The organism is Shewanella sp. 30m-14 (assembly GCF_052977125.1).
In genome coordinates this window covers 40,041-52,625 of sequence record NZ_JBRILW010000005.1, presented here as the reverse complement: position 1 = coordinate 52,625, position 12,585 = coordinate 40,041, and the positions used below count along the sequence as shown (strand labels likewise).

Here is a 12,585-nt window from a genome sequence, read left to right as displayed (position 1 = left end):
TTAGAAGGGGCCTTTTATTTTTGTCGTCTTAGTTAAACTTTGTGAGTTAGCTTGGGTGTAGTGAGTCATGGTCAGCTAACCGTTGGCAGTTAGCTGTGTCGTCGGGGCTGGGAATATAGGTTTAATCTTTTGCTGGAAATTTGATAGGTTTGGCTTTACTGCTATTAATGCCTAATATTGAGTTATTGCAGCCAAAAGAGACAGCCTGCTATGTCACCTTTCTCAGCAGAAGATCAAAGTCTAGAACAGAACCAACTTTTAATCTCCAACAGGATTACCGATCTTATCGGTAATACAGCTCTGTTACGCATTAATAGCCTGAGTCAGTTGAGTGGCTGTGAGATCTTACTTAAGTGTGAACAGCAAAACCCCGGCGGTTCTATCAAAGATCGCGCCGCCCTGCAGATGGTGCAAGATGCTGTTGCTAGTGGCAAGTTAACTGCTGGAATGACCATAGTCGAGGGGACCGCGGGTAACACAGGTATTGGCTTAGCTTTGGTGGCAAAGGCTCTTGGGTTCAAGATGTTAGTTGTGATGCCAAAAGGCCAAGCGCCAGAGAAGGAGCAGATGATCTCGCTTTATGATGCCGAACTTAAGTTAGTGGATGCCTGTCCTTTTGCCAACCCCGAGCACTTTTATCATACGGCAAAGCGTCTTGGGGAAGAAAATAGTGATTACTGGTGGGCGGATCAATTTGAAAATACCAGTAACAGTCAGGCTCACTTCGTTCATACAGGCCCTGAGATATGGCTGCAAACCCAAGGCAAAATAGATGCACTTGTCTCAGTTGCGGGCACTGGTGGCACCATTGCTGGCAACTCACGTTATTTATCTGAGCAAAATCCACAGCTACAAACTTGGCTGGTAGATCCCGATGGATCCGGTATTTATCACTACCTAAAAATGGGCGAATATGCCTCTAGTGGAGGCTCTTTTACCGAAGGGATCGGCATTATGCGTTTGGTGGAAAACTTTAATCAGGCGAAGATCGATAAAGCGATCACCCTGCCTGATCTCGACTTGGTTGCCATCGCTCGGCATGTTAGATCGCATGATGGCATAGTGTTAGGCAGTAGCGCAGCGCTGAATGTCGCGGGAGCGCTTTATGCTGCGGCAAAAATGGGCTCAGGTAATACCATAGTAACTTTTTATTGTGACCAGCCAGAACGCTCCTCATCTAAGCTCTACAATGAACAATTTTTACAAGAAAAGGGCATTAGTGAACAGAGTGAAACGGCTGAGGCGATGTTTAGTCGCTATCAAAAACAGCCATTATCGGAGGTCGTGGAAGTTCAGTTTGAGTAGATAATATCGGCTGAGATTGGGAGCTAAGTTATATTTTTATTGATAACTATATAAAACTTTACTCCCATTACTGCAACTGTTCGGAGTTACATGTCATTGTCATTGTCATTAAGACATAATCAGTGTCTTTTTGATGTGATTTATTGATGTCATTTAGACAGCTGTTTGTTCGTGTTTTTTATTTAGTTCAGCATAATCAATTTGTTAATGTGTTGGCATGTTAACTGCTATTACTTATTCAAGTTTAGTGTAAACACACTAGTTGAATTAAGTAATAGGTGCACATATGACAATCCATGTAAAAAACAATATCCACTGGGTAGGCCAACGCGACTGGGAAGTACAAGATTTCCACGGTACAGAATTTAAGATGACTAAAGGTACGAGCTACAACAGTTATCTTATTCGCGAGCAAAAGACGGTATTGATCGATACCGTTGACCACAGATTTAGTCAGCAGTTTATTCAAAATCTAGAGATGGAGATCGATCTACATCAGATTGATTATATTGTTATTAACCATGCAGAAGAAGATCATTCCGGCGCACTGGTTGCATTGATGGCAAAAATTCCTAACACGCCGATTTACTGCACCGAGAATGCGGTTGATTCGATAGTGGGTCATCACCATCACCCAGAGTGGAACTTTAATGTGGTGAAAACCGGTGACACCTTAGATATCGGTAATGGTAAGCAGTTGATCTTTATCGAAGCGCCGATGTTGCATTGGCCTGACAGCATGATGACATACCAAACAGGTGATGGGGTACTTTACAGCAATGATGCTTTTGGCCAGCACTATTGTGATGAGCATCTTTTTAACGATGAAGTCGATCAAACCGAGTTAATGGATCAATGTTTGCGTTATTACTCTAATATTTTGACCCCGTTTAGCAGCCTAGTCACCGCGAAAATTCATGAAGTGCTGAGCTTTAATGTGCCAGTGGATATGATCGCAACCTCTCACGGCATTGTATGGCGTGATAATCCGACTCAGATCATTCATCAGTATCTTGAGTGGGCGAATGATTACCAAGAAGATCGTATTACCCTGTTTTATGATTCTATGTCGAATAACACGCGCATGATGGCCGATGCGATTGCACAAGGGATCCATGATGTTGATCCGGGTGTGGCGGTTAAGGTCTTTAATGTGTCACGCCAAGATAAGAATGACATTCTTGCCAGCATTTTTAGATCGAAAGGGATCTTGGTGGGATCATCAACCATGAATAACGTGATGATGCCAAAAGTGGCTGGCATGCTTGAAGAGATCACTGGCTTGCGCTTTAAAAATAAGAAAGCGGGTGCTTTTGGTAGTTTTGGTTGGAATGGTGGCGCGGTGGATCGCATTCATACTCGCTTAACTGATGCGGGCTTTGAAACTACATATGGCATGAAAACTAAATGGCGACCAGACGGTAAAGCGATGCGCGAATGTCGTGATTACGGCAGACATATTGCTAAACAATGGGCGCTTAAAGATCTATCAGAACCATTAAAGCAAAACATTGTTAATCGTGAACCACCTCAAGTTGATTTGGCTGTTGAATGTTTCACTCCAAGTGCTCCAGCGGCCGTTAGCGCTAGTGACACCAGCGAACAACGCATGCTCTGCACTGTGTGTAATTGGGTTTATGATCCGGCTATTGGTGAGCCAAATCAAGGTGTAGATCCAGGCACGACATGGGCCGATGTTGCTGAAGACTTTCTCTGCCCTGAATGTGGGATTGGTAAAGGCGTATTCCAACCAATAGCAGAGGCTTAGCGTGATGAAGGACCAACATGATGCACCGATTATCATTATTGGCAGTGGCTTTGCCGCTTACCAGCTTATTAGAGCGATCCGGCGTAGCGATCCCATTACTGCGATTCACGTTTTTACTGCTGATAATGGTGATGATTACAACAAACCAGACTTGAGCCATGTGTTTTCAAAGCAGCAGCTAGCGAGTGATCTGGTGCGAATATCAGGATCAGAGTTAGCCATAGAACTGAATTTTGAGTTACATGCCAACACTTATGTGGAAGAGATTGTTCCGGAACTACACCAGATCTACGCTGCAGGAAAAATCCATCATTATGCAAAACTGGTGTTAGCAACGGGTGCAAGCGCGGTGGTCCCAAGGATGACTGGCACGGCAGTTGATAGCGTGGTGACGCTAAATAGTTTGCAAGAATTTCAACGTTGCCAACAAGATTTGCATCAAGCGGAGCGGATCTTAGTGATTGGCGCAGGTTTGATCGGAGTCGAGTTGTCGATGGATCTTGCCAGTGCGGGTAAACAAGTGATCACCGTGGATGCTTGCGATCAACTGATGGCAAATTTATTACCTGAGTATATTGCCAATCAACTCGCTAAGCAGATGCAGCAATTGGGCGTGCAGCTTGTGCTTAGTAATACGGTTAGCCGCATTGATTATGGCGCTAATAGCGCAATAATCGAGAACAGTGAGCTTAATACTCCTAGTCTTAATAATACTCCTGATCTTAATCATGGTGGGGGGCTGGAGGTTGAGTTAGCGACAGGTGACATTTTTAGTGTCGATCGCGTTCTCTGTGCTGTAGGTTTGCAAGCTAACACCCATTTAGCCAAACAGGCTGGACTGCAATTGGGCCGCGGGATTGTGGTGGATGATTACCTGCAAACATCTGCGAGAGATGTGTTTGCAATCGGTGACTGCGCTGAAATTAATGGTCAGGTATTAGCGTATTTACAACCTGCTTTATTGGGCGCTAACGCATTGGCTAAAACATTACTGGGTCAGGCGACGACACTCACATTACCAGCCATGTTAGTCAAAGTTAAAACGCCACATTACCCCATTCAACTTGCGGGAAATGCCGCTAAAAATGTAAGTCGTTGGCAGCTGGATATTGATGCGAATGGTTGCAGTGTAACAGCGTTTAATTGTGATGGAGAGTTGCAAGGCTTTGTTGTAACGCAGGGACACATGACCAATGCTTTTGCTTTACTTAAACTTTTAAATTAACAGTTTACGTAAGCTTGCCTAAAAGCCAGCTTAGTTGGCTTTTTTTATTGGCTATTTTTTATTGATTACTCTTTATTGGGTTTTAGTTGTCTTTGACTATTTTTACGCTACTCACTTGTAATTGACTCGTTACTGATTAGTATCTATATGCTTGTTTTAATTTGTTTATTTTGTATTTTGTCATGCTAAGTGAGAAAATCTTAGCGTGATTGCTAAAATTGCTGGCTAGGTCGTGGAATTTATAGCGGCTATCGGTATACTCCACGCTCAAAATTCTACCTAAATATTCCTTAAGTCGAGAGACATTTACAATGAGGTTTCAAGTGAAATCAAGGCGCACTTCTACGTTGAACAAAGGCTTGCTGGTCCTTTTCTTTTTCTGGGTGTCTGCTTCTCAGGTTATGGCAAGGGATTTAGCCGAGATTAAAGCTGAAGGGGTGTTACGTCATGTCGGCGTGCCCTATGCCAACTTCGTTTCTCAGTACACAGAAGGTAACAAGATTAGCCATAGTGGCCTCGATATTGAGCTGATGCAAAACTTTGCTGAGCATCTTGGTGTTGAATATCAGTTTGTGCCAGCACAATGGACAACGGTTCTGGGTAAGCTGACAGGTCGTAATGCGCAGTTTATTGATAAGCAGATTGTTTACGGTGAATCAATGCCGATAGCGGGAGACATCATAGGCAACGGCTTGACTACCCTAGATTGGCGTAAGGAAGTTATTGATTTCTCTGATGACTACTTTCCATCGGCGGTATGGCTAGTGGCACGTACCGGATCAGAGTTGAAGCCCATTAAGCCGACGGGGTCAACGCTTAAGGATGTCGCCATGGTTAAAGAATTACTCAAAGGTCGTGATATTTTGGCGATGGAGCAGTCTTGCTTAGAGCCTGATCTTTATGACTTACATTTGACGCAAGCAAATATCATTTTGCCCACTAAGCAGTTGCAGTTGAATGAAATGGTGCCATTTTTACTGACGATTGAAGCTGAAGCGACATTACTCGATGTTGCAGATTCACTTATTGCCATAGATAAATGGCCTAATTCGATTAAGATTATCGGTCCCATTTCAGAAGACCAAAGAATGGCTATTGGCTTTCGTAAGAACTCGCCGCAGTTGCGTGAGGCCTTTAATCAGTATCTAAAGCAGATCCGTTTAGATGGTAGCTATAATCGGTTAGTGAAAAAGTACTATCCGACAGTGTTCCATTATTATCAAAACTATTTTGAGCAGTCTGCTGCTGGTATTCATCATTAAAATGAAACACTTAAAATGGTTTAATAGTAAAACCACCATCATTATCGCGGGTATCTTACTCAGCGGATATTTAATCCTTATCTTGACTGTAACTAACTTAGGTCAGAGTCGCTTAAAGGAATCACAGAATAGCGCGCTGAATCTCAGGGTAAGTAATTACACCGAGAGTTTAAGTTTTTTCTTCGATGCCAGTGAAAAGAGCATTGCTAATTTAAGTCTTCAACGTGATGTGAATACTTATTTTTCAAACCTAGCCGCAGGTATGTCGCTGCAGTATGGCTTAGGAACAAGCTTGTTTAGCCTTACTAGGACGATAGATAATTTTACCCAGTCCAATAAGATGGAGGATCAGCTGATCTATTCTAGGGTGATGATTGTTGGATTAGGTGAAACAGTCATTATCGATACTGAGCCTGAGCAGAAATTTGATATTAGCCAACTGCCAATTAAAGAGATGGAGACTGTTGGCCAGAAGATGCACCTAGTTAAAGATGCTAATGGCATTAGCGTTCAGTTATTGCAGACGATTTATCATCAGAATAAGCCTATGGCTATCTTGGTTGCTTATTTTAATACCGACCTGCTTATTCAATTACTCTCGACTCAGGAACATAAAGACAGCGGCAGTTGTATCAAGTTGATCACGTCTGCTGGCGATATTTCAGTTTGGGATTCTCTGCCTAACAACCAGACAAAGTTAAGACACTTAAGCGGACAAGACTCTTCTGGGCTCATCTATTTTGAAAAAAGGGTATATTCGACTCCTTTTACATTAGAAGCTTGGTTTGAACCTGTTAGCGAACAAGATATTTTTACCTCTGCTTGGTTTATTGCTGCGATTTCGCTGCTTGCGCTGCCAGTATTTATGGGCTTGATCTTTCTAATGCGCGTCAATAACGCCAACTTAGTGCTCCAGACACAAGTGGAGTTATCAGCAGAGCAACAGCAAAAACTGGCGATGCAAAATACTCAATTGCATGAAGAGATCTCCAAACGTAAGACCTCGGAAAGTCAGCTGGCTTATCAGGCGACTCATGATGAATTAACCAACTTAGCTAATCGCACCCATGGTATGGCTCGTTTACAAGAGGCGATTCGTACCGCGCATGCGAAAAAGGCTCAAGTTTTACTGCTGTTTATCGACTTAGATAATTTTAAGCAGGTGAACGATACCGAGGGACATCACGCAGGGGATCTACTATTAAAGCAAGCCAGTGAACGCTTGATAAATGCTGTGCGTACCACTGATATTGTAGCGCGCTTAGGCGGTGATGAGTTTTTGGTTATTGTGCCAGAGATCCAGCATCAAGATTCAGCCAAGCTGGTGGCAAATAGTATTTTATCTGTGTTTGAAAAGCCGTTCCATATTGGGCAACAAGAGTTCTTTATTTCTGCCAGTATTGGTATGTCTGTGTATCCTAGAGATGGCAGCAATGCGTCGACATTACTGAAACGTGCTGATACGGCCCTGTATAGCGTTAAAGATATGGGCAGAAACGGTTTCAGTTTTTACGATGAGAGTATGAACCTCGATATACAGCGAAATTTTGCACTCAATGTGCGTCTGCATCAGGCTGTTCAGCAAGGTGATATCGAGATCTATTATCAACCGATCTTAGATCTTACCACACGCAAAATAGTTGCTGCCGAAGCGCTTATGCGCTGGACCGACAGTGAACTTGGTTTTGTTTCGCCTGAAGACTTTATTCCTTTGGCGGAAAAAAATGGTTTGATCCACCGACTCGGTGACATTGTTTTACATGAGGCTTGTACTCAAGCTGCTGCTTGGCAGGCGATTAGCCCAATCACGATAGCGATCAACTTCTCTAGTGTACAGTTCCGTTATTGTGAGCAGTTACAGGCGCGGATTGTGGATGTATTAAGGACTACAGGCTTACCTGCAAGTCAGCTCGATATGGAGGTGACTGAGAGCTTATTGATCGATCAAGGTCATGCCCTGATGCAGATGTTGTCATACTTGAAGCAACTCGGCGTCGGCTTATCTATTGATGACTTTGGTACTGGCTATTCGGCGCTCAGCTATCTGCAGAAGTTTTCATTCTCAAAGTTAAAAATTGATCGCGCCTTTATCAATAATATGAGCACCTGTAGCTCCGATGAATCGCTGGTATTAGCCATACTGGCGATGGCGAAATCGTTAAAGCTTAAGGTGGTTGCTGAAGGGATTGAAAACGAACAGCAAGCATTGTTTTTACAGCAAAATAATTGTGAGTTCGGTCAAGGATATCTGTTTAGTCGTCCGGTTCCTGCGGCTGAGTTTACCCAGCTATTAATTAATGATCAGCTATCACTTAATGAGCCGTTATGCAGCCAGCAAACTGATATCACCCAAAATCGGGATATTAAGCAAGTCAGTTGAACGAGCCCGTTGAATAAGCCAGTTGAATAAGTCAGTTGAATGAGTCAGTGAGCAGGCCCAGTCGCTGCGATTAAATCAGAAAACGGTCTGTCTTTGATAAAAGACAGGCCGTTTTTATTTCTGTAAGCGTAAATTTTGCGAGGGGATTCACCTCACTGTACACCTATTGGTATTACTTCATTTCGCGATAGAGTTGCTTCATCGCCTTAACCAGTCCCTTAACATCATCGTCGTCGTGGAAAAGGTGAGTCGAGATACGCAAAGAGTGAGTCTTGATGTGGTCATTTGGGTCTAGATAGAAAGAGGTGGTTCTAACGATATAACCATACTCCTCATGTAAACGGTCGCGAAACTCGGTCAGTAGCTCGCCATTGTTTAAGTCATCAAATGGGTTAAACGTGGTTAGGCCGCTTGAAAGCTTGCGAATATTCGGCGCGAAGATCATTGCATCAGGGAACTTCTTAGCTAATTCTTTCTTACACAGCGCGCTTAAATCTAAAATACGCTCTTCAATTGCATCACGTCCAATTTCATCCCACAGTGCACAAGCGTCTGCTAATGCACGTTTTGCTGGGTAGTTATCCTGACCAACCGATTGCAACTTAGTTTGTACTTCAGCTGCAGATGAAGAGGTATTGATGAACCATAGTGGTGTTTCGCGATCGCTCCAAAACTCAAATAGACGATTGGCGTTATCACGTACATATAGAAAACCGGTTGCGCCTGGGCCGCACTGCCACTTATGGCCTGCACCAGAGTAAAAGTCACAGTCGATATCATGGAAATCGAGATTGAACATACCTGGCGTGTGGGCGCCATCGACAATGGTGATAATCCCATTTGGAATGGCGACTTTTTTACAGATTTGCTTAGCAGGCAAGGTGGTGCCTGTAGTGAAGGTGACATGAGAGAACACCATCAAGCGTACTCGGTTACCATACAGGTTGACTGCGTCGTTAAACACCTGCACGAAATCATCGCTGCTGACTTCATTATTCGGTGTATACACCGGCAGTGCCAACTCAATGACTTCGGCGCCATAGCGTTGTGCCACATGCTTTAGTGGCGTTGTAACGCCGTGGTGCTCATGGTTGGTGGTTAAAATGATATCGCCATATTCAAACTGCAGGCCATTGATAATGGTGCATAAACCGTCAGTAGTATTGCGACATAGCACCAATTCATGTTCATCTGCACCAAAACTCGGGGCGATCTGCTTAGCATAATCTAAGGTTGGAATATTGCTGTTCCAAGGGTTAATCGAGATCTGCTCATTGGTGCGGTTATAGTTCTTCAGTACGCGCTTAGGCATGGTACCTGCTGTACCGATATTCATGTAAGTGGTGCGTTTATTTAAAATGAATTCATTACGTACCTTGTTCCAAAAGCCATGTTCTGAACCGTGACCATGGAAAGTCTCAATATACTCATCAGTGCTCGCTTGAGCGCTTGCAGGTAATAGCGTTGTTCCGGCAGCCGCCAGTGCAACACCTGTCGTTGTCTTCAAAAAACGTCTGCGATCGACATTAGCTAAGCTTGCTTGATTTTCATGTTTCATATTTATCCTCGCCTTTAATTGTCTTTAAAATTAATTGTTTATATTTTTATTTGTTGTTTTTGGTTGTTAGGTGGTAAATGCTATGTTTATTGATGGATTTTATAGTCTAAAAATAGCTAATAACGTGATTTATATCGCATATAGTATTTTGCTTTTTTGTCATAAATCCATATATTTCAATAGCTTTGACGGTAATTTGACGCTTTGTGTTATTGACGTGTTTAAACTTGATTTTTTATTGATTAATTTAACTTTTTCATAAAAACTAGCAGGGCTAGCCAGTGTGACTTAGCATTTTGTAGCAAAATGAAATTCATTGTCTAAAAGGCAAAAATTGATGCGAGTAGAAGCTATATTTTTACAGTCAAGTTTGACTAAAAGTGCTACCTTCGCCGCATAATTTTTTGATGAGAGTGAAACGACCATGATTACCTTTACCACTAACCTTGGTGATATTGAGATAGAGCTTGATTTTGACAAGGCACCTGTCAGTGCTAAGAACTTTATCAAGTACTGTGAAGACGGTTTTTTTGAGGGCACGATTTTTCATCGTGCGATTAAAGGGTTTATGATCCAGGGCGGCGGATTCACCGCTGAAATGGAAGAAAAGCCAACCCGTGCAGCTATCGTCAATGAGGCTAATAGAGGGCTTAAAAATGTGCGTGGCAGTATTGCCATGGCTCGCACCGACGCGCCGCACTCTGCAACAGGGCAGTTTTTTATTAACTTAGCCGATAACAGCTTTTTAGATCATACGGCCACCACCAACGCTGGCTGGGGCTACGCTGTGTTTGGTCAAGTGACCAAAGGTATGGATGTGGTGACTAAGATTGGTCGGGCTAAAACGGGCTCAAAGGGCGATCATGATGATGTGCCAAGAGAGGTGATAATTATTGAGAAAGTCACCATCAATCAGTAACTTTTAAGGCATAATTAGTATGCAGTCTCGTGGCAGAGACTGCATTTGTTTCTAGGTTAGGGAAGGTAACTCTTACCTATTCGAGTAATTTTATTTGGTGCAACAGTGACAATATATCCTGCTCCTCCGTTACTGATAATTAATCCTTGATAAGCCCCTTCAATAAAATCTGCTTTTTCTAGGTTAATATAAGTACCAGTATCGAGTGAGAATGTTTTGAAACTTGGCTCCCAGTTACTTCCATGTAGCTGATAAACTTTATTTAGTTCACTACTAATTATTAAAGGGTATGGTTTAGCTTCCATCCAAGGCTCAAAAGGCGCACTCCATTCTAAATTGAGTGTCTCAGCATTAAAAAACTTTCCTTTTTCTGTAAACACTAGGCCATTAGCACTGCCCATCAAAATGATGTTGTTTGTACTTTCACCATCATTAGCTTTAACTTTTTTTATAAACTCGATAGAGCCTGCGTTTAGTTCAAACTGACTTAACCATTGATCGCTGTTATTCCTCTCTTTATGTAGGGTAAACAGCTTGTGATCTGAGTTGATGGCTAGACTTATTCGATCACCGTACCAAACAGAGTTGTTATTATCTATTATTGGTGAAGAAGCAACGACACCATTTGTGTCTAACATAAACAATTGGTGTTTATCATTTCCACCTATTGAGAAATAAGCGGCTGCAAACCAAGTGTCATTTTCTGTTGGGGAGGTAATGATATCTGAAATCGTTATATGAGTGGCTTCGCATGAATGACAAGTATCCTTAATGATTTGATTAAAATCTATACTCGAAACCGTGGACAGATTTTCGGTGCTATAAATACTAACATTTGAATAGTCGTAGCCTTCGATTGTTTCAGTTTTTTCTAGCAGATACAGTCTATCACCATTTTTTGAAAGCCGAGCTAGCTTGATAATACCTTGAGTCGATACAAGCTCTTTTGATTGCATGGTCGCTAAATTAACTTTGTGGATATTGCCTTTCGAGCCGTCGCTGAAGCTAGAGCCAATGACATATGCAAAATGCTGGATACCGTCAACAATAACAGATTCCATTCGCAGATCTTGTATGTTTGCTGTTGCTAGATCAAACATAAAATCCATATAAATCTGCGTAATAGGTTGAAATAAATCCCCTTCAGTAGTGTCTTCAAAATGATGAGAAAACGTAAAAGTTTCTTGGCTGTTAGAAACGCTACCGACACCATCTTCCTCTGTCTCAAATGAGTTTTTAACGTGTAGTAGTGAGTTCTCCCCTCCATAGCAGTAGATGGAAAAGATATTAGGTTCGCCGTAAATTAAGCCAGATACTTCATCTTTCGTTTCACAGCTCACTATGCTTTCTAAACCATCAGATAAAAGTTGGAAATTAAATGTAATGTCATAAGTTTTATCGATGTTGTTTATGGTTTTTTCAACAAATAACGTAGACCAAGTATCAGTCATATCTATATATGAGAACTTAACATTGGAGCTATGCTCAACTGAAAGGTAATCTTGGCTTGTGCTGTTACGGTTTAGCACTTTAAACGCGCCTAAAACTTGGGTGATATCACCATTAGACTCACTGCTAATATCAAAATCAGAGATCAGCTCTGATGAGTCTGAAGATAGGGCATTAATGAGTAGGAGTTGTTTGCCACTTACAATAGTATTCAGTGCGTTACTTTGACAATTAGCGTAATCAATATTGACTTCATCTCCAGTAGAAACGCCATTTGAATTGTCTTTATCTAGCAGTTCTATGGATGCGCTTCCGCTATTTTCGCAGATATGCTCGACAGATAAATCATCGCTTGCTAGCAAAATATTTAAGTAATTATTTGTTAGCATTCCCAGCTGAATCGACGCCTCTGGAACTGTCCAAGAGAAGATATTAATTAATTCATAGTTTGCAGAATTGATTATCACTTTACTTGGTTCGGGTGTTTCGACATTTGGAGGAGTCTCTGTTACTGGAGGTATTTTTGCGTCATCTCCGCCACCTCCACAGGCTGATAGGAGGAATAAAATAGCGAGGGAGGTTGATGTATGCTTCATGCCAAAGTCCTTTTTGGCCATATGCATTTTATGTTCAATGATATGGCTCATTTTTAATTAGCCATAATGGTACACACTTTATTTGATAGTAACAAAGTGGTAACAACTCTTCTTTGGTGTTAC

Annotated in this window: 8 protein-coding genes; 6 read left to right on the top strand and 2 right to left on the bottom strand. The window is 42.1% G+C overall.

Going from position 1 to position 12,585, the window contains the following annotated elements; translation table 11 throughout:
* The first annotated feature begins 210 nt into the window (after positions 1–210).
* The 5 genes from ACVBIU_RS05355 (at position 211) to ACVBIU_RS05335 (ending at position 7,940) form a co-directional block, all read left to right on the top strand.
* Complete coding sequence (locus ACVBIU_RS05355; RefSeq protein ID WP_447163245.1) at positions 211–1,305, top strand: cysteine synthase A; 1,095 nt, start codon at positions 211–213, stop codon at positions 1,303–1,305.
* A 286-nt stretch (positions 1,306–1,591) separates the two neighbouring features.
* Entirely contained in the window at positions 1,592–3,073 is a 1,482-nt protein-coding gene (norV, locus tag ACVBIU_RS05350) for an anaerobic nitric oxide reductase flavorubredoxin (RefSeq protein ID WP_447163244.1), read from the top strand.
* 4 nt (positions 3,074–3,077) lie between these two features.
* On the top strand, positions 3,078–4,298 hold the full coding sequence (gene norW / locus ACVBIU_RS05345; RefSeq protein WP_447163243.1) for an NADH:flavorubredoxin reductase NorW: 1,221 nt from the start codon (positions 3,078–3,080) through the stop codon (positions 4,296–4,298).
* 323 nt (positions 4,299–4,621) lie between these two features.
* Positions 4,622–5,560 (top strand): transporter substrate-binding domain-containing protein, encoded by a 939-nt coding sequence (locus ACVBIU_RS05340; protein WP_447159670.1) that lies wholly within the window; start codon positions 4,622–4,624, stop codon positions 5,558–5,560.
* Between the two features lies 1 nt (position 5,561).
* Positions 5,562–7,940 (top strand): EAL domain-containing protein, encoded by a 2,379-nt coding sequence (locus ACVBIU_RS05335; protein WP_447163242.1) that lies wholly within the window; start codon positions 5,562–5,564, stop codon positions 7,938–7,940.
* 172 nt (positions 7,941–8,112) lie between these two features.
* On the opposite strand, the gene ACVBIU_RS05330 is transcribed toward ACVBIU_RS05335, so the two are convergent.
* On the bottom strand, positions 8,113–9,498 hold the full coding sequence (locus ACVBIU_RS05330) for an aminotransferase class V-fold PLP-dependent enzyme (protein ID WP_447163241.1): 1,386 nt from the start codon (positions 9,496–9,498) through the stop codon (positions 8,113–8,115).
* A gap of 424 nt (positions 9,499–9,922) precedes the next feature.
* Here ACVBIU_RS05330 and ACVBIU_RS05325 point away from each other — a divergent pair, with 424 nt between their 5' ends.
* Positions 9,923–10,417, top strand: coding sequence for a peptidylprolyl isomerase (locus ACVBIU_RS05325; RefSeq protein ID WP_447163240.1), 495 nt, complete (start codon positions 9,923–9,925; stop codon positions 10,415–10,417).
* Between the two features lie 56 nt (positions 10,418–10,473).
* On the opposite strand, the gene ACVBIU_RS05320 is transcribed toward ACVBIU_RS05325, so the two are convergent.
* Entirely contained in the window at positions 10,474–12,513 is a 2,040-nt protein-coding gene (locus tag ACVBIU_RS05320; RefSeq protein ID WP_447164940.1) for a hypothetical protein, read from the bottom strand.
* Positions 12,514–12,585: the final 72 nt, after the last annotated feature.

Coding starts and splice junctions, on each gene's coding strand:
- ACVBIU_RS05355 (WP_447163245.1), top strand. CDS start 211: ATGTCACCTTTCTCAGCAGAAGATCAAAGTCTAGAACAGAACCAACTT.
- norV (WP_447163244.1), top strand. CDS start 1,592: ATGACAATCCATGTAAAAAACAATATCCACTGGGTAGGCCAACGCGAC.
- norW (WP_447163243.1), top strand. CDS start 3,078: ATGAAGGACCAACATGATGCACCGATTATCATTATTGGCAGTGGCTTT.
- ACVBIU_RS05335 (WP_447163242.1), top strand. CDS start 5,562: ATGAAACACTTAAAATGGTTTAATAGTAAAACCACCATCATTATCGCG.
- ACVBIU_RS05330 (WP_447163241.1), bottom strand. CDS start 9,498: ATGAAACATGAAAATCAAGCAAGCTTAGCTAATGTCGATCGCAGACGT.
- ACVBIU_RS05325 (WP_447163240.1), top strand. CDS start 9,923: ATGATTACCTTTACCACTAACCTTGGTGATATTGAGATAGAGCTTGAT.
- ACVBIU_RS05320 (WP_447164940.1), bottom strand. CDS start 12,513: ATGAGCCATATCATTGAACATAAAATGCATATGGCCAAAAAGGACTTT.